The sequence below is a fragment of the Streptomyces sp. CA-111067 genome, assembly GCF_050956065.1.
GTDB lineage: Bacteria > Actinomycetota > Actinomycetes > Streptomycetales > Streptomycetaceae > Actinacidiphila.
Genome location: NZ_CP192103.1, coordinates 2924839 through 2948506 on the forward strand (window position 1 = coordinate 2924839; position 23668 = coordinate 2948506).

17 protein-coding genes and 1 other RNA gene are annotated in these 23668 nt (G+C 72.8%); 5 read left to right on the plus strand and 13 right to left on the minus strand.

Features of this window, described 5'->3' with window-relative positions; all coding sequences use genetic code 11:
- Positions 1-105 precede the first annotated feature (105 nt).
- The 7 genes from ACQPW6_RS12715 to ftsE form a co-directional block, all read right to left on the minus strand.
- Entirely contained in the window at positions 106-1275 is a 1170-nt protein-coding gene (locus ACQPW6_RS12715) for a uroporphyrinogen-III synthase (RefSeq protein WP_433889698.1), read from the minus strand.
- Positions 1276-1375: 100 nt separating this feature from the next.
- Positions 1376-2728 (minus strand): nitrate/nitrite transporter, encoded by a 1353-nt coding sequence (locus tag ACQPW6_RS12720; protein ID WP_433889699.1) that lies wholly within the window; start codon positions 2726-2728, stop codon positions 1376-1378.
- 222 nt (positions 2729-2950) lie between these two features.
- Positions 2951-3339, minus strand: a transfer-messenger RNA (tmRNA) gene (gene ssrA, locus ACQPW6_RS12725).
- A gap of 97 nt (positions 3340-3436) precedes the next feature.
- Positions 3437-3919 (minus strand): SsrA-binding protein SmpB, encoded by a 483-nt coding sequence (smpB, locus tag ACQPW6_RS12730; protein ID WP_433889700.1) that lies wholly within the window; start codon positions 3917-3919, stop codon positions 3437-3439.
- Between the two features lie 18 nt (positions 3920-3937).
- Positions 3938-5269, minus strand: coding sequence for a S41 family peptidase (locus ACQPW6_RS12735; protein ID WP_433889701.1), 1332 nt, complete (start codon positions 5267-5269; stop codon positions 3938-3940).
- A 119-nt stretch (positions 5270-5388) separates the two neighbouring features.
- Positions 5389-6309 (minus strand): permease-like cell division protein FtsX, encoded by a 921-nt coding sequence (gene ftsX, locus ACQPW6_RS12740; protein ID WP_433889702.1) that lies wholly within the window; start codon positions 6307-6309, stop codon positions 5389-5391.
- 36 nt (positions 6310-6345) lie between these two features.
- The gene (gene ftsE / locus ACQPW6_RS12745; RefSeq protein ID WP_433889703.1) at positions 6346-7035 is read right to left on the minus strand and encodes a cell division ATP-binding protein FtsE; all 690 of its coding nucleotides are present in this window, start codon (positions 7033-7035) and stop codon (positions 6346-6348) included.
- 343 nt (positions 7036-7378) lie between these two features.
- On the opposite strand from ftsE, the gene ACQPW6_RS12750 reads away from it, so the two are divergent.
- Positions 7379-7573, plus strand: coding sequence for a hypothetical protein (locus tag ACQPW6_RS12750; RefSeq protein ID WP_433889704.1), 195 nt, complete (start codon positions 7379-7381; stop codon positions 7571-7573).
- Between the two features lie 91 nt (positions 7574-7664).
- On the opposite strand, the gene ACQPW6_RS12755 is transcribed toward ACQPW6_RS12750, so the two are convergent.
- The 4 genes from ACQPW6_RS12755 to ACQPW6_RS12770 all read right to left on the minus strand — a co-directional run bounded on the left by ACQPW6_RS12755 (position 7665) and on the right by ACQPW6_RS12770 (position 15035).
- Positions 7665-8396: a hypothetical protein gene (locus tag ACQPW6_RS12755; protein WP_433889705.1), complete on the minus strand. Its 732-nt coding sequence runs from the start codon at positions 8394-8396 to the stop codon at positions 7665-7667.
- Positions 8397-8670: 274 nt separating this feature from the next.
- Positions 8671-9789: a peptide chain release factor 2 gene (prfB, locus tag ACQPW6_RS12760; RefSeq protein ID WP_433889706.1), complete on the minus strand. Its 1119-nt coding sequence runs from the start codon at positions 9787-9789 to the stop codon at positions 8671-8673.
- A 1078-nt stretch (positions 9790-10867) separates the two neighbouring features.
- Positions 10868-13060 (minus strand): protein kinase domain-containing protein, encoded by a 2193-nt coding sequence (locus tag ACQPW6_RS12765; RefSeq protein ID WP_433889707.1) that lies wholly within the window; start codon positions 13058-13060, stop codon positions 10868-10870.
- Between the two features lie 235 nt (positions 13061-13295).
- Positions 13296-15035, minus strand: coding sequence for a serine/threonine-protein kinase (locus ACQPW6_RS12770; RefSeq protein WP_433889708.1), 1740 nt, complete (start codon positions 15033-15035; stop codon positions 13296-13298).
- Between the two features lie 636 nt (positions 15036-15671).
- Here ACQPW6_RS12770 and ACQPW6_RS12775 point away from each other — a divergent pair.
- Positions 15672-19394, plus strand: a complete 3723-nt coding sequence (locus ACQPW6_RS12775; protein WP_433889709.1) for an FtsK/SpoIIIE domain-containing protein — start codon at positions 15672-15674, stop codon at positions 19392-19394.
- 34 nt (positions 19395-19428) lie between these two features.
- Here the strand turns inward: ACQPW6_RS12775 and ACQPW6_RS12780 are convergent, their stop codons facing one another.
- A complete protein-coding gene (locus ACQPW6_RS12780; protein ID WP_433889710.1) occupies positions 19429-19857 on the minus strand; it encodes a nuclear transport factor 2 family protein in 429 nt (142 codons plus the stop codon).
- 64 nt (positions 19858-19921) lie between these two features.
- Positions 19922-20368, minus strand: coding sequence for a hypothetical protein (locus tag ACQPW6_RS12785; RefSeq protein WP_433889711.1), 447 nt, complete (start codon positions 20366-20368; stop codon positions 19922-19924).
- Positions 20369-20582: 214 nt separating this feature from the next.
- On the opposite strand from ACQPW6_RS12785, the gene ACQPW6_RS12790 reads away from it, so the two are divergent.
- From ACQPW6_RS12790 to ACQPW6_RS12800, 3 genes are all read left to right on the plus strand, one after another.
- Positions 20583-21908, plus strand: a complete 1326-nt coding sequence (locus tag ACQPW6_RS12790) for a sensor histidine kinase (RefSeq protein WP_433889712.1) — start codon at positions 20583-20585, stop codon at positions 21906-21908.
- Positions 21893-22552: a response regulator transcription factor gene (locus tag ACQPW6_RS12795; protein ID WP_433889713.1), complete on the plus strand. Its 660-nt coding sequence runs from the start codon at positions 21893-21895 to the stop codon at positions 22550-22552. The genes ACQPW6_RS12790 and ACQPW6_RS12795 overlap by 16 nt, the downstream gene beginning before the upstream one ends.
- Before the next feature lie 125 nt (positions 22553-22677).
- Complete coding sequence (locus ACQPW6_RS12800) at positions 22678-23667, plus strand: class I SAM-dependent methyltransferase (RefSeq protein ID WP_433889714.1); 990 nt, start codon at positions 22678-22680, stop codon at positions 23665-23667.
- Position 23668 lies beyond the last annotated feature (1 nt).

The window sequence follows — 23668 nt, forward strand, 5'->3', positions numbered from 1 at the left end:
CGAGCCACCGGGCCACCGGGCCACCGGGCCGGGGTCGGGCCGCCCAGCCGTCGGAGCCGCGGGGTGGCGGCCTCCGCGTCGTGTCATCCGCTGCGGGCCGCAGGCTTATTGCGCGTCTGCCGTGTATTTCGTCTCGGCGTGCGGGTCCAGCGACAGGCGGTAGCCGCGTTTGACGACGGTCTGGATGAGTTTCGGGGAGCCGAGGGCGGTACGGAGGCGGGCCATCGCCGTCTCCACCGCGTGCTCGTCGCGGCCGGCGCCGGGCAGCGTGCGCAGCAGGTCCGCGCGGGAGACCACCCAGCCGGGGCGGCGGGCCAGCGCCCGCAGCAGGGCCATTCCGGCGGGCGGCACGGGCCGCAGCGTGCCGTCCACCACCGCGGCCTGGCCGCGGATCTCGACCCGGTGGCCGGCCACCGGCAGCGGCCGTACCCGGCCGGGCAGCTCCCAGGCCAGCACCTGCACCAGCGGTCCGAGCCTGAACCGTTCCGGCTGCACGGTCGGCACGTCGTGGGCCTGGAACGGCAGCGCGGTGACCGGGCCGACGCAGGCGACCAGCACGTCGCCGCGGAAGGCGGCGAGCAGCTCTTCGAGCCGGCCGCGCTGCCCGGCCCGGTCGAACAGCGAGGCGGCGGCCGGCGCGCTGGTGAAGCTCACCGCGTCCAGCGACCGGCTGATCACCGCGTCGAGCAGCCGGTCCACCGGTCCGATGTCCTCCGGCGGCATCCACCGGTAGACCGGCACCACCACGACCTGCGCGCCGGCCGCGCGCAGCGCCTCGCAGAAGCCGGGCAGCGGCTCACCGTGCAGCTGTACGGCGACCCGGCGGCCGTCCACCCCCTCCTCCAGCAGGCGTTCCAGCAGCTCCGCCATCGACTCCGAGGCCGGCGACCACTTCTCCGTCAGCCCCGCCGCCCGGATCGCGCCGCGCACCTTGGGCCCGCGGGCCAGCAGCTCGACCCCGGCGAGCCGCTTGACCAGCGTCTCGCCGACCCCCCAGCCGTCCGCCGCCTCGATCCAGCCGCGGAAGCCGATCGCGGTGGTGGCCACCACGACGTCCGGCGCGTGCTCGATCAACTCCCGGGTGGTGGAGAGCAGTTCGGAGTCGTCGGACAGCGGCACGATCCGCAGCGACGGGGCCCGCAGCACCGCCGCGCCGCGCCGCTCCAGCAGCGCGCACAGCTCGTCGGCCCGGCGGGCGGCCGTCACCCCGACGGTGAAGCCGGCCAGCGGCGGCACCGCGTCCGGGTCGTTGGTCCTGTTCGCGTACGGCTGCATTCGTTACGCCCCGCTCTGCTGGAGTGCCCGTATCGTCGCAAGTCGGGGTGACGGGCTCGGTTCACCGGGATTTCCCGGGTGTTACGGGCGCCGTCCCCGCTCACACCTCCGCGTAGGCCGCCGCACCGGCCGGCGCGCCCTGCCCGGCGGCGTCCGGCACGCCCGCCGGCCGCCGCAGGTATACGGCCCAGGTGACCGCGAAACACACAGCGTAGAAGGCCAGGAAGGACACGAACGCGGGCGTGCCGGACTTCGCGTCGAGGAAGGACTCGCGGAAAGCGAGGTTGATCGCGACACCGCCGAGCGCGCCCACCGCGCCGATCAGGCCCATGGCCGCCCCCGACAGCCGCCGGCCGTGCGCGGCGGCGGCCTCGCCGGTCAGGCCGAGCGACTCGGCCTTCTTGTGGAAGATCCCGGGGATCATCTTGTAGGCGGACCCGTTGCCGACCCCGCTGAAGACGAACAGCGCGATGAAGCCGACCAGGAAGGCCGCCAGCGACTTCGCCTCGGACGCGGCGACGACCAGGCCGGTCGCGGCGGCCATCGCGAGGAAGTTCCACCAGGTGATCCGGGCGCCGCCGAACCGGTCGGCCAGCCGGCCGCCGACCGGGCGGACCAGCGAGCCGAGCAGCGGGCCGATGAAGGTGAGGTCGGCGGCGCCCAGCGGGGTGCGGCCGAACTGGTTCTGCAACACCAGGCCGAAGGCGAAGCTGTAGCCGATGAACGAGCCGAACGTGCCCACGTAGAGCAGCGACATGATCCAGGTGTGCGGGTCGCGGGCCGCGTCGATCGCGGCGCCGGTGTCGTTCTTGACCGGCGCGAGGTTGTCCATGAACAGCGCGGCCAACGTGGCGGCGACCACGATCAGCGGGATGTAGACGGCCAGCACGGTCCTGGGGTGGGTGGCGCCCGCGGTGCCGATCACCAGCAGGCCGACCAGCTGGATCGCGGCCACCCCGAGGTTGCCGCCGCCGGCGTTGAGGCCGAGCGCCCAGCCCTTCTCGCGCAGCGGGTAGAAGGAGTTGATGTTCGTCATGGACGAGGCGAAGTTCCCGCCGCCGACCCCGGTGAGCGCCGCCACGAGCATCAACGTCGTATAGGAGACACCGGGTTTCACCACGAACGCGGCGGTGACGGTGGGAATGAGCAGCAGCAGCGCGCTGACGATCGTCCAGTTGCGGCCGCCGAATTTCGCCACCGCGAAGGTGTACGGCACCCGCAGCACTCCGCCGACCAGCGTCGGCATCGCGACCAGGAAGAACTTGCCGGCCGGGTCGATCCCGTAACCGGGCCCCATGAACAGCACCATCACCGACCACAGGCTCCAGACCGAGAACCCGATGTGCTCCGACAGCACGGAGAACACCAGGTTCCGCCGCGCCACCCGCCGCCCGCCGCCCTCGTTCCAGAACGTCTCGTCCTCGGGGTCCCACCGCTCGATCCACCGGCTCATGGCGCCTCCCACCACTCGTGACCGACTGTCGCCCCGACCCTAGAAACGCCGGGTTACCACCCCGTGCCACGACATGACGCGAGCGCAACCATGCACTCACCCGACGCCCGCACCCACTGTGAGCCGCCACTTCCCACCCCCGGCACCCGCCGCGGGACCGGGCTCCGGGCATGGGAAAGGCCCCCGCAGGGAGCCTGCGAGGGCCTTGTGACCTCATGGGAAGAGTGGAGATGGCGGGAATCGAACCCGCGTCCTGTGGTGCGGAACCAGGGCTTCTCCGAGCGCAGTCCGCTGTGCTTTTCTCAGCCCCGGCAGTCACGCGGACAAGCTGCCGACGGGCTCAGTCACTGTTTGATTTCCTCCTGGGTCCCGTGACCGGGCTCAGAAGTTTAGTCCCCTAGCTGATGCCAGGATCCGGGTCGGGAACAGCCCCGGGCTGACACTCCGTAGAGCTTTCGCTTAGCTACTTATTAGGCAGCGAGGGCGAAAGCGGAGGAATCGCGCTTGGTATTGGCGATTATTTTTTTGCGGCATATGGTTTACGAGATCATTACCGCTTCCTCGGCTCGCTTCACCTGCTTCGACATCCCCAGTCGAAACCGATCATCCCCATGTGGTGTTTTCAATGTGCACGACGGGCCTACCACTGCCCGGCGGTGCTACAGCCATCGTACGGCAACAACGCGGGCCGTAGCCAGCGCATTCCCGTCAGGCGCGCTGCCTGCGGCGTGCCGCGGACATCGCGCGGTCCGACTCGCGCCGGTCCTGCTTCTCGCGCAGGGTCTGCCGCTTGTCGTACTCCTTCTTGCCCTTCGCCAGCGCGATCTCGACCTTGACCCGGCCGTCCTTGAAGTACAGGACGAGCGGCACGATCGTGTTGCCGGTCTCCTGGGTCTTCTGGACCAGCTTCTCGATCTCCGCCCGGTGCAGCAGCATCTTGCGCTTCCTGCGGGCGGTGTGGTTGGTCCAGGTGCCCTGGGCGTACTCCGGGATGTGCACGTTGTGCAGCCACGCCTCGCCGCCGTCGAGCTGGGCGAAGCCGTCCACCAGTGACGCCCGGCCCAGGCGCAGCGACTTGACCTCGGTGCCGGTGAGCACCAGGCCCGCCTCGAACGTGTCGAGGATGAGGTAGTCGTGCCGGGCCTTCTTGTTCTGCGCGATGATCTTGCGATCCGATTTTTCTTTAGCCATGACCGGGCCATTCTCCCACTACGAGGGGGCCCCGAGGCCAGCGAATACCTCGCGGCTGTCGGCGACCGGGTCCTGCCCGCCCGGCACCGTGACGTCCGGCTCGATGCCCTTGCCGTCCACCCCGCGGCCGCCGGGCAGGTGGTAGTGGCCCACGGTCAGCTCGGCGACCGAGCCGTCGGGCAGCGTGCTGGGCATCTGGACCGAGCCCTTGCCGAACGTGCGCGAGCCCATGACCACCGCCCGCGCCCGGTCCTGGAGCGCCCCTGCCAGCATCTCCGCGGCGCTCATGGTGCCGCCGTCCACCAGGACGACCAGCGGGGTGGTGGTGTCGCCGCCGGGGGCCGCGTACAGGGCCTGCTGCTTGCCGTGCACGTCGTAGGTGGCGACCAGGCCGCCGTCCAGGAAGGTGGAGGCCACCGCGACGGCCTCGGTGACCAGGCCGCCGGAATTCCCGCGCAGGTCCAGCAGCACGCCGTGCCGGGCGCCGCGGACCGCGTCCCGTACCTGCCTGCCGACGCCCTTGGAGAACGCGTCCACCGTGATCACCGTGGGCCCGTCCACCCCCGCACCCTTACTGACGGTGACGGCCTCGGTGGTCAGGGTGGCGCGACGCAGCGTGATCGTCCAGGCCCGGTCCTGCCGCTGCACCCCGAGCCGTACGACGCTGCCGGGCACGTTGTCGCCGCGCAGGTCCGCGACCACCTCGGTGACGGCCAGGCCGGCGCATCTGACGCCGCCGATGGCGGTCAGCAGGTCGGCGGCCTTGATGCCGGCCCGCTCGGCCGGGCTGCCCGGCTGCACCCTGGCGACCTGGATCCGGCCGCCGTCGATCCGCCGCACCCACAGGCCGACGCCCACGTAGTGGCCGTCCAGCGCCTGTTGCAGACCGGCGTACTCCTGCGCGGTGTAGAACGACGACCAGCGGTCGCCGCTGCGGCTGACCAGCTGCTGCACGGCCTGCGGCCCCGCCTTGCCGTCGGCGATCACCTTCGCGATCCGGCCGGTGTCCACCGTGCCGGGGCCCGTGTCGGCGCCGGTGCCGGTGCCGTCCGGCGGGCGGGCCCGCTTGGCGTCGTCGCCGTTCGCCGCGTCCCGGTCGGCGGCGCCGCTCGGCGCGACCGCGATGCCGTCCGGGACGGTGGCGGAGGTGTGCGCGGAGGCCGGCGGCGCGCCCGCGGCGGCACTGCCGGCGATCAGCGAGACATCGGGGCGGCGGGGCGGGGTGCGCCCCGCCGGTTCGGTCAGGCTGCTGGCCGCGGCGCCGGTCGCCAGCAGGGTGCCGAACGCCAACGTAAGGGTGGCCCCGCGGCGAATGCGGCGGGGCGTCCCGAACAGCGACGGGCCGGACATGGCCGGAAGTCTAGGCCAGAAACGGGCGGTGTACGGGCGGTTGTGACGACCCCGTCCGGGTACTCTCCGCAACTGCCGCCTCCCCCGAAGCCCGTTACCGCAACGATGTTGCGATCAGATCAGACCTTCAGATACCTACGCAGAGCGACGAAGGCCGCGATCGCCGGCATGATGAGCCCGATCAGCAGCACCAGCGGCAGCACCTGCACCACCGGACCCCAGCCGAGGAACGACACCAGCGGGATCTTCTCCTGGAGGTGCAGCCCCGCGTCGATCAGGAAGTACCGCCCGCCGAGCAGCATTCCGCACGCGAGCCCCGCGCCCACCAGGCCAGCGAAGGCCGCCTCCATGATGAACGGCATCTGGATGTAGAAGCTGGACGCGCCGACCAGCCGCATGATGCCGGTCTCCCGGCGGCGGCTGAACGCGGACACCCGCACGGTGTTCACGATCAGCAGCATGGCGACGGTCAGCATGAAGGCAAGGACCACCCACGCCACCCGGGTCATGCCGTTGAGCAGGCTGAACAGGTTGTCCAGCACCTTGCGTTGGTCCTCCACCGACTGCACGCCCTGCCGGCCGGCGAACGCGCTCGCCACGACCGTGAACTTCGTCGGGTCCTTCAGCTTGACCCGGTAGTTCTCCTGCATCTGGTCCGGCGTGATCGCGTTGTAGAGAGGCGAGTTCTTGTACTGCTGCTTGGCATTCTTGTACGCCCCCTCCGCGGTCTCGTAGTAGACCTTGTCGACGATCGGCAGCTTCTTCAGATCCGCCAGGATCTGCTTCTTCTGGTCGTCGGTCACCGCACCCTTGCCACAACTGTTGGGCGTCGTCTGCGCGTCGCCCTTGTTGCACATGTAGATGGTGACCTGGACCTTGTCGTACCAGTAGCCCTTCATCGAGCTGACCTGCTTGTTGACCAGCAGGGCGCCACCGGTGAGGGCGAGGGACAAGGCCACGGAGATGATGACGGCGAACGTCATCGTGAGATTGCGGCGGAGACCGACGCCGATCTCCGACAGGACGAACTGGACGCGCATGGTGTCGGGGGTCCTTTCGGAAGGGGGGTGACGGGCTCAGTGCTGGTAGCCGTAGACACCGCGCGACTGGTCGCGTACCAGCCGCCCCTTCTCCAGTTCTATGACGCGCTTGCGCATCTGATCGACGATGTTCTGGTCGTGGGTGGCCATCACCACGGTGGTGCCGGTCCGGTTGATCCGGTCGAGCAGCCGCATGATGCCGACCGACGTCTGCGGGTCGAGGTTTCCGGTCGGCTCGTCGGCGATCAGCAGCATCGGGCGGTTGACGAACGCGCGGGCGATGGCCACGCGCTGCTGCTCACCACCCGACAGCTCGCCGGGCATCCGGTCCTCCTTGCCGGCCAGGCCGACCAGGTCGAGCACCTCGGGCACGGTCTTGCGGATGGTGCCGCGGGCCTTGCCGATCACTTCGAGGGCGAACGCCACGTTCTCCGCGACCGTCTTGTTCGGCAGCAGCCGGAAGTCCTGGAAGACCGTGCCGAGCTGGCGCCGCATGTGCGGCACCTTCCAGTTCGACAGCCGGGCGAGGTCCTTGCCGAGCACGTGCACCGCACCCGTGTCCGTGCGCTCCTCGCGCAGGATGAGCCGTAGGAAGGTCGACTTTCCGGAGCCCGACGAGCCCACCAGAAAGACGAACTCCCCCTTCTCGATCTCAAGCGAGACGTCCCGGAGTGCAGGACGGTTCTGTTTGGGGTAGGTCTTGGTGACGTTGTCGAATCGGATCACGTTCGCACCAGGGTCGCAGGGATGGGCCGGATAGGGGATGTGGGGGCGACACTACGCGAACGGGCTGCGGGTGCGCAGTCGCCGTCTGGGGTTGGTGGGCTTGCCCACAGGGCAAGCACGGGCAAATCCGTCATTGGTCACGTAGCCGCCGCCCCCAGCGGCCCGTCGGCCTGTCTCGATGGGGTCCCGATGGCGTCCCGATCCGGCGGGGACGCGCCGAATTCCGCAGAAGCTGGCACAGTGGAGTCAGTACGAGTAAGTACGCGCGCGAGGTGTGCGCACCCCACCGCCCGGGGAACGATTTCGTCACCGGGGGCGTTCACCGGACGGAGGAGGATATCGCATGACGTGCGACCGACTGGTGTGTGCCAACTGCGCGGGACCGGTGAGTGAGGGCCGCTGCCCCGTATGCCGCGCCAACCGCGCGCGTATGGAGCAGGAGGGCAACCCCTGGTCCAACATATCCCCGGCGGCGCTGATCGCCCTGCTGGTGGCGCTGCTCGCGGTGGTCCTGGTAGTGGAGCACGCGACGGCCTGACGGCCCTGACCGACACATACGTAGGCGGGGCCCGGGACGCTGATGCGTCCCGGGCCCCGCCTTTTGGTGCTCTGGTGCTTCGCGGCCTCTGTCAGGCAGCGGTGTTGTTGCGACGGCCGGCCGCGAGACGCGGGGTCAGCCGGAAGCCGACACCGCCGGCGATCAGGGTCGCGGCGCCGATCAGCAGGAACGTGGTGCCGTTCGAACCGGTCTCGGCGAGCTGCTGGTTGGTCTCACCCTGGGCGACCGGCTGCGTGTTGTCGGTCCCGGGGTTGTTGTTCCCGCAGTCCACACTCTCACCGGTCAGGGTGCAGGTGTTGTCGTTGCCACCGGTGGTCGAGGACCCACCGGTGGTGGAGGACCCGCTCGTGGTGCCGCCATTGCTGGAGGTACCGGTGGCGGGCGGGGTCGTGGTGGTGCCACCGTTGTCGCCGACCGGCGGAAGGGTCGTGCCACCGTTGCCACCCACCGGCGGGGTCGTCTCGACCGGAGGGGTCGTCTCGACCGGAGGAGTTGTCTCCACCGGCGGGGTCGTTTCCACCGGAGGGGTCGTTTCCACCGGAGGGGTCGTCTCGACCGGAGGAGTTGTCTCCACCGGCGGGGTCGTCTCGACCGGAGGAGTCGTCGGACCGCCGTCCTCGCCGCTGGTGACTCCGGTGGTGATGCCCGTGTCCGTGCCGGTGCCGTCGAGGGTCTTGACCTGGGCGGGTGAGTCCTTCGTTACCGCCTGCGCCGCGCCCACGGCTGTCAGGGAGGCGCCTGCCGCTATGACGGCGGCGGCGGCGATGCGGGTGACCCGCAGCCGTGTGTTGCGCTTACTCATGTCTCAAGTACCCCCAGTAGATGTCCGCTTCGGGCAGCGCAACCATGTGGAGGACGAACTCGCCTGAGGGCCGCTTGCGCTCGCCCCCGTGCGCTGGCGCCTCAAACATGCGCATGCCGCGCATCACCCTCGCGGCTTTCTCCAGCACCGTCAAGGTCATTAAGCACACAATGTTCCAATTGGCCTGGTGTGCCCGGCAGTTCTCCACATCACTGTGACATGAACGGTGACGCTCCGCCCTCGCCGGGCCCTTCCCGGGCCACCCCTGGAAGGCTTACGCGGCCGACTTCTCGTGGCTCTTGCGCCAGCGGATGCCCGCCTCGATGAACCCGTCGATGTCGCCGTCAAGTACCCCGTGCGGGTTGCCGACTTCGTACTCGGTGCGCAGGTCCTTGACCATCTGGTACGGGTGCAGCACGTACGAACGCATCTGGTTGCCCCAGGAGTTGCCGCCGTCGCTCTTGCCGAGCGAGTCCATCAGCGCCTGCTCCTCCTGGCGGCGGCGCTCCAGCAGCTTGGCCTGGAGGACGTTCATCGCGCTCGCCTTGTTCTGGATCTGCGAGCGCTCGTTCTGGCAGGAGACGACGATGCCGGTGGGGATGTGCGTGATACGGACCGCGGAGTCCGTGGTGTTCACGCCCTGGCCGCCGGGGCCGGACGCCCGGTAGACGTCGATCCGCAGCTCGGACTCGTCGATCTCCACGTGGTCGGACTGCTCCACGACCGGCAGCACCTCGACCCCGGCGAACGAGGTCTGGCGGCGGCCCTGGTTGTCGAACGGTGAGATCCGCACGAGGCGGTGGGTGCCTTGCTCCACGGACAGCGTTCCGTACGCGTACGGGGCCTTCACCACGAAGGTGGTGGACTTGATGCCGGCCTCCTCCGCGTACGAGGTCTCGTAGACCTCGGTCTGGTAGCCGTGCCGCTCGGCCCAGCGCAGGTACATCCGCTGCAGCTGCTCGGCGAAGTCGGCGGCGTCGACGCCGCCGGCCTCGGCCCGGATGTTGACGAGCGCCTCGCGGGCGTCGTACTCACCGGACAGCAGGGTGCGGACCTCCATCTCGTCCAGCGCCTTCTGGACCGAGACCAGCTCGGACTCCGCTTCGGTCTGGGTGTCCGCGTCGTCCTCGTCGGCGGCCAGCTCGAACAGCACGGAGAGGTCGTCGATACGCCCGCGCAAGGTCTCGACCTTGCGCAGCTCGGCCTGCAGGTGGGACAGCCGGCTGGTGATCTTCTGTGCGCTCTCCGGGTCGTCCCAGAGAGAGGGGACCGCGGCCTGCTCCTCGAGGTCGGCGATGTCGGCACGCATGCGGTCGAGGTCGAGGACGGCCTCGATCGACCCCATGGTGGAGGACAGGGACTTCAGCTCTTCGGATACATCGACGATCGCCACGCAACCAGCCTACCGGCTGGTGGGGCGGGGTGACGCTGGCCTGTTCCGCCCCCCAGCGGGCGCACCCGCTTCAGGGGCGGGTGTGGGAGGCGGGGGCTTGCGCCCCCGGGCCCCGGTGGGCGGGGCCGCTCGTTTCCGGGTGCGGGCCGGTTGCCTTCCGGTGTTTCCCACCGCCCCGCCCCGTGCGGGTGCGTCCTTGGGTGCGGGTCTTCTGGTGGGTGGGGGTCGGGGCCGCCCCGGGGCACCTCCTCGGGCTGCTCACGGCACCGGGGTAAATCGTTCACCCCATGTCGTTCACAGCCCTGCGGGGGCACCCCGGACCGTCCCCTCCCAGGCCGGACGGCGGCTTGAGGCCGCGAGGGGGTGATCGGAGGGGGCGGGCGTTCGTCGTCGGGTCACGGTCAGTAATCGAGCAGGAGCGGGGCTGGCGGGGCCGTGACACAGCTCCGTGGCCGGCCGTCACCGGTCCATCAGCTGCTAACGGTCACCGAGCAAGGCAGAGGATCCGACCCCGCCAGCCCCCAGAAGCACCCCAGCCAGGTTCCCCCGGGGAGCGGAATCCCCCACCGGCGCCGCAACCCACCCGACGCCAGCCAAGGCTCTGACCGCCAGCCGCCAACCAGCCCCAGCGGGGACGGGCAGGGGGCGCAATGCCCCATCAGTAACCCGCACCCGGCAACGAACCCCAACCGCCCACCGATCACCCCCCGCGGCCTCAAGCCGCCATACGGCCTGGGAGGGGACGGACCGGGGTGCCCCCGCAGGATTTCCGACAAACGGCGGCGCACCCGAAAAACAAACCCGCACGGAGGAAATCCGAGGAGGTGCCACGGGCCGGCACCGACCCCACCCACCAGAAAACGTGCACCTAAGGACGCACATGGGGGCACCCCCGGCCGAAGGTTGGGGGAGGGTGGTGCGGGTGGGAAACACCGGCAGGCACGGCGCCCAGCCGTGAAAACGAACCGCACCACCCACCGGGGGCGGAAACCTCACCCGGTGGCAACCGGAAGCGACCCACCGCCTCCCCCACCCACCCCGCGGCCGGGGAAACGGACGGCCCCCTGCAACCGCTCGGTCAGAGCGAAGCTGACGCGTGGGTGAGCGTGCCCGCAGGGCTCAAGGCGTAGAGGTCCAGCGTGTGGGGGGACGAGGCCGTCGCGCCGACGGGGGAAGCCGGCGCTGGCGGCGAAGGGAGGGGAGCCGTGGTCCAGGGCCCGGATGACGGGGTGGCCGCCTGGGTCGTGGGGGTGAAGGCGTACAAGTGGCCGGACGCGGCCACCGCGTCGGGGCGGACGGCCGTGTCCAGGCCCGCGAGGACGACCGCGGGGCGCCACGCCCCGCCGGAGTACGGCAGCCGCAGCACCGCACCGTCCGCCTTCCGGACGACGAAAGCGTCAAGCATTCCCCGGCCCCGCGACACCAGCGCGGGGGCGGCGGTGATCCGGCCCGCCGTCGGCACCAGCGCCCACGCGTTCCAGCGGTCGCCGACCAGGGAGGCCGTGACGAGGTCGCCGCCGACCCGGCCGACGAGGTCGATCCGGCCGGGTTCCGAGGACGCGGCGGCCGGGGCCGCGTCGAAGCGGGTGCGCTCGTCCACCTGCGACCACGCGTTCCAGAAGCCGGAGGCGAAGGTCCGCCGGTAGAGGAGTCCGTCCGTGCCGAGCGCGAAGAGGTCGATCCGGCCGGGCCGCGCGGAGACCACCGCCGGGTCGTCGGCGACGCTTATTCCGGTGAGCTTGTGCCACCCGCCGTAACCGCCGCCGTCCTTCACCACGTACCAGACGTTCTTGTCCTCGCCGCGGGCGAAGACGTACGTGGACGCGGCGACGGTCAGGGCGCGCGGGCCGCCGAGGAGGCGGACGGGCGCGGACGGGACGCCGTGGAAGGCGGTCCACTGCGGGAGTTCGACGGGTTCGCCGGTGCGGCCCTGCGGCGAGGCCGCGCCGGCGCTCGGCGCGGTGGGGGTGACGGAGTCGCGGGCGGCGGTCGTCGTCGGCGGGCCCGTGGTGGGCGTCGGCGGCGTGTCGTCGCGTGAACTGCCGTGGTTCGAACCGGAGTCGGAGCCCAGGGAGGCGACGCCCCAGCCACCGAGTCCTGCCACCGCGAGCGCCGCTGCCGCCGCCGCGGCGACCTTGATCCGGCGCTGCCGGATCGCCGCCGACACCGCGCGGTGCCGCGGGCTGGCCGGCCGGCCGGAGTCGGAGGCGCGGCCCCGGGCCGCCTTGGAGGCCGCGCCGAAGCCCGCGAGTTCCTCGGGAGTGGGCAGCTTGATGCTGGTGTGCGTGTCCCGGCTGGAATCGGGCGCGGCGCCGCGGACCAGCGGTACGGCGGCGCGCTTGCGGTCGACCGGCGGCAGCGCGTCGAGCGGGTCGTCGTCGAAGGGCCGGCCGGGGTCCTCGTCGGTGCCCGCGGTGCCGGGAGCGTCTATGTCGAGCGCCGCCGTGCCGGTCAGCGCGGGCAGCAACTCCCGCAGCCGGGCGCCGAGTTCACCGGCCGTGAGCCGGGAGGCGGGGGCCTTGGCGAGGCAGGCGGCGAGGATCGTCCACAGCTCGTCGGGCAGGCCGGGCAGCGGCTGGACGGTCTCGGTGACGTGCCTGCGCAGCACCGCGCCGGGGTGGCCGCCGCCGAACGGGGTGAATCCGGCGAGGAGTTCGTACAGCACGGTGGCGAGCGCGTAGATGTCGACGGAGGCGCGCGGCGGCAGCCCCTCGATGATCTCGGGGGCGAGGTAGTCGGGGGTGCCGATGATCCGGGTGGCGCGGGTGCGGCGCGGGGAGTCCACCAGACGGGCGATGCCGAAGTCGGTGAGCAGTGCGGGCGGCGCCCCGCCGGGGCCGGTCGGCGCGGCCGAGTCGAGCAGGACGTTCTCCGGTTTGACGTCCCGGTGGACGACGCCCGCGGCATGCGCGGCGGCCAGCGCGTCTGCCACGTCGGCGGCGACGGCGACGGCCGCCTCGGGCGCGAGCCGGCGTTCACGTTCGAGCCGGGAGCGCAGGTCGGTGCCGCGTACGAGATCCATCACCAGGGCGAGGTCGGTGCCGTCCACCACGAGGTCGCGGATGCCGACGATGTGCGGGTGGTCGAGCGAGAGCAGCGCCGTACGCTCCTGCACGAAGCGGCCCACGAGGTCCTGGTCGGAGGCCAGATCCTCGCGCAGCAGCTTGATGGCGACCGGGCCGTCGGGCCCCTCGCCGAGCCACACCGTGCCCGCGGATCCCCGCCCGAGCACCTGGTGGGCGGTGTAGCGGCTGCCGATCTTCCTGGCCAAGGCTTGCTCCGACTCCTCCGACGGTCCGTCGCGTTGGCGACAAAGCTACGCGGGTCGGGGGCCGTTCGGGGTACGGGTGGCCGGTGAGTAGGCGTTCCGTACCAGAAATCACCCTCTGGAAGTCGATAAATCCCTACAGTCGGCATCCGGGTGGGTGCGAGAGGGTGAGCGAGTGCGCGCTCGGGGGTGAGCGAGCGCGCTCGAGGGTGAGCGAGATACCCGGAAGGTGCGCGGGTCAGCCGTTGGAGCCGCCGCCACCGGAGTCACCGGTGACGGAGGAGATCTTGTCCCAGGCGGAGTTCGCCCAACTCGACGTCGCGTCCCACAGGTTGCGGGTGCTGTTCACCCAGTCGGGCAGCGGCGTGGTGTACCAGACGATCACGAAGATCACGACGATCACCAGGATGACCACCAGGCAGCCCTTCAGGCAGCCGAGGCCGGGGATCTTGACCGGGTTGGCGCTGCGGCGGCGCGGCTCGCGCGGTTCGCGTGCCTCGCGCGGCCGTTCGGGCGCGGGCGGCGCGTAGCGCTGGGGCTGCGGCTCGTAGCGCTGCGGCGCCTGCTGGCGCTGCTGCGGTTGCCGGCCCTGCTGCGGCTGCTGGGGCGGCGGCGCCTGGTAGCGCGGTTCCTGCTGCCGCCGGCCCTGCTGCGGTTGCTGCTGCGGCTGTTGTTGTTGCTGCTGCTGCGGGTAGCCGTAACCCTGCTGCCCGTACGGCTGTTGGCGGCCGTACTGCTGCTGCTGAGGGGGCTGCGGGGCCGGTGGCTGGCGGTGCGGGCGGTGCCGGAGCGGGTCCTGCTCCGGCGGCAGATACCGCACCTCCGTCTGGTCGTTGCGGTGCCTGGCCGCGCTGAGCTGCGACTCCCACGGGTGCGGCCCCTGCGCCTGCGGCGGCCCCTCCCCCGGCACCGGCGGCAGCAGCCGCGTGCCGTCGGGGGCCTGCGCCGCGCCCGAATTCAGCACGCCGGTGGTGGCGTTGGGGTCGTAGGCGGGCGCGCCGCCCTGCCCCGACGGCAGCACCTCGGTCGGATCGGCGTCCCCGACGGCGGGACGCTGCGCGCTGCCGGGCACCAGCGTCGGCGTCTCGTCAGGGGCCAGCAGCCCGGCCACGCCGAGCGCCGCCTCGGCCTGCGCCGGGCTCGCGTGCACGCCGATGCCGGCCGCGACCACCCGCAGCGCGCGGGCCAGGCTCTCCGCGCTCGGCCGCTGGTCGGGCTCCTTGCGCAGGCAGCGCTCGATCACCGTCCACAGCGGCTCCGGCACGGTGGTGGGGCGGCGCGGCTCCTGGTTGAGATGGGCCTGCAGCACCTCGATGGCGCTGTCGCCGCGGAAGGGCGGGCGGCCGGTGACCAGTTCGTACATCAGGATGCCGGCGCCGTAGACGTCTACGGCCGAGGTCTGCGGCCGGCCCTGCGCGGACTCCGGCGCCACGTAGGCGGGCGTGCCGACGAATTCATGGGTACGGGTCAGGCCCGGCGAGTCCGCCAGCCGCGCGATGCCGAAGTCGGTCAGCATCGGGTGCATCCGCTCGTTGCCGTCCTCGTCGGTGAGGGTGGCGATCAGCACGTTGGCGGGCTTGAGGTCGCGGTGCACGACGCCGTCGGCGTGGCTGGCGGCGAGCGCGTCGGCGATGGCGGCGGTGAGCAGGGCGGCGCCGACCGGGGAGAAGGGGCCGTTGTCGCGGAGGTAGCGGTGCAGGTCGGGGCCGTCGATCAGGTCCATGACGAGCGCGAGCAGGTCGCCCTCGACCACCAGGTCCCGGACCCGGACGATGTGCGGGTGCCGCAGCCGTACCAGGACCGAGCGCTCCCGCAGGAAGCGCATCACCACGTCGGGGTCGCCGGCCAGCTCTTCCTTCAGCACCTTGACGGCGACGGCGGTGCCCTGCTCGTCGCGCACCTGGCCGCGCCAGACGGTGCCCGTGGCGCCGCGTCCCAGCGGTTCGTCCAGGAGGTACTTGCTGCCTACCGGCCGCACGTCATGCGCTCCCTGCTCCGTAGTGGCTCTCGGTCATTCGTTCCCCGCGTCCGAGGGGCCAAGCGTAGTGCCGCCGGGCCGGGGCGGGACGCGACGCGGCTCGGGCGGCCGGCCGCGCGCACCGGATTCCCGGGTAGGACGCCTGGGAGGTGCGGGTGGTTGCCTGCGGGTGGGCCGGCGGCCGGCTCGGCCGGTGGTCGGGCGGACAGTCGGGCTGGTGGTCGGGCGGACGGTCGGGCCGGTGTCGGGGACGGTCGGGGGATCGGTTCCGGCCGCTCGGTGGTCTGTTTACGGCCCGTTCGAGCAGCGTTTCGGACGAGTTTCGGTCTGTTTGGAACTCTTTACGGCAGATTACGCCAATGGCGGCGGAGGAACGTTCACCCAAGATCACCGGAGACGGGTCCGGCCACGGGCTGTCAGTGGCGGGTGGGATGATGCATGCGTACGGTCTGGGGGGCAACTGGGGCCGTGCGGCTCGGGATTGCGCGAGCTCGTTCGACGTGCCGCGCGTGCTCGGTGTAGGTGTTGCCCGGTGTGCTTGGTGTACGTGTTTGTAGGTGTCGACGCGCCCGCGCGCGGTAGGGGTAGGGACTCCCGCCGCCTGCCCGGGCCCGGGCAGAAGGGACCGCGGACGAGATGCAGATCCGGCTGACCGTCCTCGGGCCGCGCAGCGGCCGGGCGGCACGCGGTTTCGACGTGCTCATCACGGCGCCCGCGGGCACCGCGCTCGGGGCGGTGGCCGGCGCGCTGGCCTCCGCAGCGGGTTCCGGGCAGCCCGGCGGCAGGTCGTCCGCCGCGTCCGTGGTGCTCTACGCGGGGCCGCAGCGCCTCGCGCCGACCGCCGTGCTCGGGGTGCCGCCGCTGGTCGACGGGGCCCTGGTGTCGTTGCAGGGGCCGCCCGACCAGCACGGGGACCACGGGCAGTACGGCACGTACGGGCAGTACGGGCTGCCGACCGCGGAGGTCGCCAGGCTCCGGGTGGTCGGCGGCCCCGACGCGGGCGGGGTGCATCTGCTGCCGGGCGGGCAGGCCAGGATCGGCCGCTCGTCCGAGGCGGATGTGCCGCTCGACGATCCGGATGTGTCGCGGCTGCACTGCGAGGTCGCCGTCGGCGCGGACGGCGAGGTCACGGTGATGGATCTCGGCTCCACGAACGGTACGAGTGTGGCGGGGCGGCCGGTCGGGCCCCGGCCCGCGCCGCTGCCGCCGGGGGCGCTGCTGCGCATCGGAGAGTCGACGCTCCGCCTGGACGGGGCCCACGCACCGGCGCCCGCGCCGCTGCCGTCGGTCCCCGATTCGGACGGCCACCTGCGCGTCGCCCTCCGCGAGGAGCAGCCCCCGGCGTCCCCGACCGCGCCGCTCCCCCGCCCGCGCGGAGCGGACCCGTACGACCAGCACGCAACCCCCGAGGCGTCCCCGGCCCCCTACGACCAGCACGCCCCGACCCCGACGATCCCGCCCCAGCCCCACACTGGCCCCCGCGATCTGCCCCCCACGCACGGCGGGACGACGGCGCTAGGCGAGCCCCAGCCACGCCCGACGAACCACCCCGCAACGAAACACCCGCAGCCCGGCACCTACGCCGAGCCCGGCGAGGCGGGCCCCACGGACACGGCCCGGCCCCCCGCCAACGCCCACTCCCGCCCGGGCAACGCCCCGGAGCGCGAACCCGGGGACCACTCCCCGGCCGAAGCAGGCTCCCCCGAGCGGACCCCCGGCGCCCCAACCGGTCCCAGCCAAGCTCACCCCCAGCCCCCAACCGGGCCGCCCGCCGAACCGGGCCACGCCGCCTCCGGCGACTACGCCCAGCCAGGCACGGCAGACCGAACTGGCACCGAAGGCAGCCAGTACGCCTTGCCGGCGAGCGGGCCCACGCAGCCAGGCCACGCGGCCGGTACGGACGCCACCCACGGCGGTAACGCGGGCAGTTACGCCCAGCCGGCGGGCGGGCAGCGGCACCCCGGCGACCCGAGCGGGTATGAGCAGGCGCGCGGGGGCGCGGTGAGCCCCCAGGGTGGCGGGCAGGGCGCCGCGAGTGGGCATCCGCAGCCGGGGGCGGGCAGCGGCGATGGCGATCCGGGGCAGCCGCGCGGGGAAGCGCGGGAGAGTGCGCGGCGGGCTACTGGGGAGCGGCGGGGGCTGGGGAAAGCGGCGGGTGGGGATGTCGAGCGGGGTGGGCTTGTCGGGTCGATAGGGGCCTGGGCGCGGCGGCGGCTGAGTGGGGGCGGCGGTGTCGGCGGGGGCGGGAGCTCGCAGGGCGGGGGCGTGGGGGACGTCGGGGAGGCGGAGTCGTTGCGGGAGCGGTGGCCCGATCCCGCCGCCGTGCTGCTGACCGCGCTCGGGCCCGGCCGGCGGCTGTGGGAGCGCGGGCCGGGGCACCCGGACGTGCTGACCGTGCGGCTCGGCACCGCCGACCTGCCCTCGCGGGACGGTTCGCGGCTGCTGGACGCCGTGCCGTTCACCGTCGATCTGCGCGCCCCCGGCACCTCCGCGCTCACTCTCGCGGGCCCGCGCCCGCGGCTGGCCGGCCTTGCCCGCGCCGTGCTGGCGCAGCTCGCCGCGCTGCACTCCCCCGCCACCCTGGAGGTCGTGCTGCTCAGCGCGGACCGCGCCCGCGCGGCGGACCGCCGCGCCGAGGAGTGGTCCTGGCTGAACTGGCTGCCGCATCTGCGCCCCGGCCACGGCCAGGACTGCCGGCTGCTGCTGGCGTTCGACCGCGATCAGGCGGAGGCCCGTACCGCCGAGCTCGTACGGCGCCTGGAGGCCGGTCCGCTCGGCGCGGGCTGGGCCACGGCGCCGGCCGAAGCGGTGGCCGCTGCGGCGGCCGGCCACGAGGGGCCGTTCACCGTCCTGGTGGCCGACGGCGACCCCGGCTCGGCCGGGCTGCGCGAGACGGTGGCCAGGATCGCGCTGGCCGGGCCGTCGGTCGGCGTGCACGTGCTGTGTCTGGCCGAGGCGGGCGAGCGGCCGGTGATAGAGGACGGGGTGACGGCCTGGCTGTCCGGTGACGTGGCGACGACGCTGCGGATCGAGTCCGCGCGCGGCACGTCAGACGCGGGCGCGGGCGTGGAAGCGCCCGACGACATCGTGCTGGACGCCGTCTCCGCCGCGTGGGCCGAGCACTTCGCCCGCGCGCTCGCCCCGCTGCGGGAGGCCGACGCAGAGTCGTCCGGCGCGCGGTGGCGGCACGCGCTGCCGGGCAGCGTCCGGCTGCTCGAAGAGTTGGATCTCGCGCTCGCGACGCCCGCGAAGGTCGCCGCGCGCTGGGCGGACGCGCCGGCGGCGGCCCCGTCGGCCACCGTCGTGCTGGGCACGGGAGCGGCCGGCCGGGTCGTGGTCGACCTGGTGACGGAGGGCCCGCACACGCTGATCGGCGGCGCGGCGGGCGCCGGCAAGACGGAGCTGCTGCGGTCGGTCGCGGCGGCGCTCGCGGCCGGCGAACGCCCCGACCGGCTGGCCCTGGTGCTGGTGGACGGCGCCGGGCAGGAGCGCGGCGAGGGGCTGCTGACGTCGGCGGACCTGCCGCACGTCGAGACGCACCTGGTGGCCTCCGACCCGGTGCGGATGCGGGAGTTCGCGCAGGGCCTCACCGCCGAGCTGAAGCGGCGTGACGAGGTGCTGGGCGGGCAGCCGTTCGGCGCGTGGCACGCGCTGCGGGCGGCGGCGCCGGCCGCGCCCGTGGTTCCGGCCGCGTCGTCCGCTCCGACGGTGCCGGCGCAGGGCGGCCCCGGCGGGCGTACGGCCCGGGCGGCGGCCCCCGGCACGGCCACCGCCGAGAGCGGCCAGGACCAGGACCCGGCGCTGCCCCGGCTGGTCGTGGTGGTCGACGACTTCGACGAGCTCGTCGCGCCCGGGCTCGGCAGCTCTGGCCGGCCGGCCGCCGGCAGCGTCGTACGGGCGCTGGAAGCGGTGGCCCGGGAGGGCGAACGGCTCGGCGTCCACCTGGTGGCCACCACGGGCCGGCCCGAGCGGACGGCCGGGACGGAGCTGGACGAGCGGGCGGCGCTGCGGATCGCGCTGCGGATGGCCGATCCGGAGTCGGCGGCGCTCGTCGTGCACGTGGAGGACCCGGCGGGGCTTGACGACGCGGTGCCCGGACGGGGCTACGTGCGGCGGCCCGGCGGCGGGGTGACCGCCTTCCAGGCCGGCCGGGTGAGCGGCCGGATCCCCCGGACGGCGACGCTGCGGCCCACGGTGGTGGCGGTGGAGTGGGAGCGGATGGGAGATCCGCCGGCCCGCCGCCAGGTCCGCGAGCTCGGCAACGGCCCGACGGACCTGGCCCTGCTGGCCAGCGCGCTGCAACGGGCGGCGGCCCCGCCGGCGGCGGCGCTCGACGTCTCCGACCCGCCCCGCCCCTGAGCGCTCGGGCACCGTGTCCCGTCTCCCGATTCGGTCACACCAGCCGGTCGGGGAGCGGGGCCAGCGTGTAGTTGTTCCAGACGTACGCGTCCATCTGGTGCTGGTCGCCGGAGAGGTTGACGACCCGGTCGACCTTGCCCTCGGCGTTGAAGTGCCAGACCAGGGCCCAGGTGGTGTTGACCTTGCCCTCTCCCTGCGTGGTCCAGCCGCGGTGGATGTCCACGACGTACTCCTCGTTCGCCTCCAGGAACAGCGGCTCGGCCTGGAAGCCGGCCTTGCCGAGCTGGGCGAAGAAGGCCGCGACCTCCTCCACGCCGTGTTTGGTCCCCGACAGCGCGTGGTGGCCGGGGATGGTCCACTCGACGTCGTCGGTCAGTACCGCCCGCATGCCGTCCAGGTCGTAGCCGGCATAGGCAGCGAAGAACCTGTCGATGGCGTCGGTCTTCGAGGTCTTGTCACTCATGGTGTCCGCTTCTTTCCGTGGTCTCTTACCGGGGTAGTGGGTCAGGGGTCAGGGGGTCAGGGGGTCACCTCTGCTTGGGGAACGCGGCGCTGAGCGCGGCGCTGCGGGTGAGGACGGCGACGCCGACCAGGGCGAGCGCGGACAGGCCCTGGAGGACGGCGTACCAGGCCGGGCAGAGGCCCGGGATCAGGTCGACGCCGATCAGGGTGATCGGTGAGACGGCGGTCAGGGTGCGCAGCCGGTCGAAGTCCCGCGCCGAGCCCTGCGAGGCGCGGGCGGCCATCCGGCGCAGCAGCGGGGCCGCCGCCAGCAGGATCGCGCCGCGGACCCACATGAACGGGGTCGCGGTGTGGCCGGCCAGCGCTGTCACGGCCACCGTCGCGAGCGCGATGGCGCTGACGGCGCCGAACAGCCGGATGTATGTGTCCACCGTCTCGAATGCCTCGGTCCGCGCGGAGTCGTCGAGCGGGGTGGTGCGGGCGGTGCGGGTGCCGGCCGTGGTGTTCGCCATGGTGTTCTCCTCCGTCGTCGTGGTGGAAAAAACGCTACGGAGCGCCTGGTCAGCGCGACATGGGTCTGGCCTCAGGGCCGGGTGGGGCTGGACCCACCGCCGGACGGGGCCCGGCTCCGTATCCGCCGTCCCGCGGGGTGGGTACGTTCGCGGTCACCGGCCGGGACAAGTCCGCCGGCTGCATAATGATCACCAGGGTGAGGGGGACGGCGTGATGAAAACGGCTTCGGGGGGCATTCCGCTTCGCTGCTGCCGGGCGATCGGCGCCGGCCTGTACCGGTCCCTGGTGCTGACCGCGCTCACCTGCCTGATGCCGCTGGTCGCCGTCCCGGTCGGGTACTGGGGCGCCACGCTGGCGTACTCCTGGTCCGACGGATCGACCGCCCCGGCGGCCCTCCGGGTGCTGGCGGCGATCGGCGAGACCCTGATGGTGGTCCTGTGGGTCGCGGTGGGCCTGTGGAGCGTGCATCCGTTCACCAGCAGGGCGCTGGCCGGGGCCGCGCGGCGCCGGGCGGCGGCGTGGCTCGGGCTGCGGATCGAGGTCGCCTACCGCCCGGTCCCGCCGGTCACCAGGATGGCCACCGGCCAGTGGTGGGACGGCCACGAGTTCCACGGGTCCGAGCGGGAGGCGCGGCGCCGGGCCAAGGTGCAGGCCAGGTTCCACGACCCGCAGCTGCACTGGGACGGGCTGTGGTGCCTGGCGGCCTCGGTCACGGTGCTGCCGGTCGCGGCCGCGCCCCTGCTGGCGCTGGGCTGCGGCGGCTACCTGGCGCTGACGCCCGGCCGCACCGGCTACGGCGTCGCGCTGCTGGTGGCCGGCCTGGCCGCCGCGCCCTTCGGCTGGCGGATCCTCGCGCCGTTCGCCCGCCGTCTCCTCGGCCCGGTGCCCAGTACCCGGCTCGGACGGCGGGTGGCCGAGCTGGAGTCGATCAGGGCCGACCTGACCCACACCCAGGCCGCCGAACTGGAGCGCATCGAACGCGGCCTGCACGACGGGGCGCAGGCCCGGCTGGTGGCCATGGGCATGTCCATGGGCGCTGCGGAGCAGCTCGTGGACACCGACCCCGAGGCCGCCAAGGCGATCATCGCCCAGGCCAGGGCCTCGTCCGCGACCGCGCTGGCCGAACTGCGCTCGCTGGTGCGCGGCATCAATCCGCCCGTACTCACCGAACGCGGCCTGGTCGACGCCATACGGGCGCTGGCCCTGGACTCCTCGGTGGAGGTCGATGTGGTCGCCCGGGTGCCGGCGCGGGCGGAACGCCCGGTGGAGGCGGCCGTGTACTTCGCCGTCGCCGAACTGCTGGCGAACGTGGCCAAGCACTCCCGCGCGCGGCGGGCCGACGTCGTACTGGACTACGCGGCGGGCACCCTGACCGCCACCGTGGGCGACGACGGGGTCGGCGGGGCGAGCACCCCTTCCGGCTCAGGACTGAGCGGCCTGGAGCGCCGCATGACAGCGTTCGGCGGCCGGCTGGAGATCTCCAGCCCCGCCGGCGGACCCACTCGGATCACTGTGGCGGTGCCGTGCGAATTGTCATAGCAGAGGACCTCTTCCTGCTCAGGGACGGGCTGGTGCGCCTGGTCGAGGCGTTCGGCCACACCGTCGTCGCGGCCGTCGAGTCGGGACCGGCCGCGCTGGAGGCGATGACCAGCCTCAAGCCGGACGTGGCCGTCGTGGACGTCCGGCTGCCGCCGACGTTCTCCGACGAGGGGCTCCAGGCCGCGCTGGCCGCCCGCCGGGCCGTGCCCGGGCTGCCGGTGCTGATCCTCTCCCAGCACGTGGAGCAGCTCTACGCGCGCGAACTGCTCGCCGACGGGCAGGGCGGCATCGGCTACCAGCTCAAGGACCGGGTGCTGGACGCCGGCCAGTTCATGGACGCGCTCCAGCGGGTCGCCGGCGGCGGCACCGCCCTCGACCCCACCGTCATCGCCAAGCTGCTGGGCCGGCCGAAGCGGGCCGACCCGCTGGCCACCCTCACCGAGCGGGAGCGCTCGGTCCTGGAGCTGATGGCCGAGGGGCTCTCCAACGGGGCCGTCGCGAGCCGGCTCTTCCTCAGCGAAGGCTCCGTCAGCAAGTACACCACCACTATCTTCGCCAAGCTCGGCCTCGCCGAGGACACCGACACCAACCGCCGGGTCCGGGCCGTGCTGACCTATCTCGGCGCCGACGGCCCCGGCGACTGACGCACCCCGGCCGTCGCGGCATATCGGTCACGGTGCGCGCCGGGTGCCAAAAAGTATGAATACGCGACGTGTGGGGACGTTCTAGACTGACGCCCCCACAGCCGCACCGAACGGACACGCCCTCCATGACCGTCACCCCCACCGAAGTCCCGGCGAGCGGGGCCGGGTTGCCCGCGCCCACTGAGCTTGCCGAGGTCAAGGGCTGGTTCTTCGCCATCGACCAGGTGATGTTCGACTGGTTCCTGAGCCGGCAGCAGCGGCTCGGGGAGGCCGGTGACCTGCTGGAAGTCGGCGCCTACATGGGGAAGAGCGCGATCTTCCTCGGCAGCTACCTGCGGGAGGGCGACACCTTCACGGTGTGCGACCTGTTCGACACCCCGGCACAGGACGACGCGAACTCCGCGGAGATGCGGTACTCGTATGCCTCGCTGACCCGTCACTCGTTCGAGGCCAATTACCTGTCCTTCCACGACGAGTTGCCGCGGGTGCTCCAGGGGCTGTCGTCGATGGTGCGGGGCGAGGTCGCGCCGGGCAGCTGCCGGTTCGCACATGTCGACGCCTCGCATCTGTACGAGCACGTGCGGGCCGACATCGAGGGGGCCGCCGAACTGCTGCACCCGCAGGGCGTCGTCGCGCTGGACGACTACCGCTCCGAGCACACACCGGGGGTGGCCGCGGCGACCTGGGAGGCGGTCGTCAACCACGGACTGAAGCCGGTCTGCGTCAGCGGCACCAAGTTCTACGGCACCTGGGGTGACGCCGACCCGCTCCGCGAGGAGCTGATCGCGTTCCTCGACGGGCGGACGGACGTCTGGCACGAGGTGCAGTCGGTGGCCGGCCATCCGCTGGTGCGGGTGAAGGGGATGGACGCGGTGCTGCCGCCGCAGCCGCCGTCCCGGCACCGGAAGCCGCCGGAGCCGGAGCCGCAACCCGCGCCCGAACCGGTCGCGACGCCCGCCGCGCAGCCGGAGGGCCGGCACAAGGCGCCGGGCCGCACCGGGATCAGCCTGCTGCTGGTCAACGTGCTGCCGCCGTTCATCACCAAGGCGGTGATCCGATTCCGGAACGCCCGGCGGCGGCGCAACCCGCCCCAGCACCGGGTCGAGGCCCCGTAGC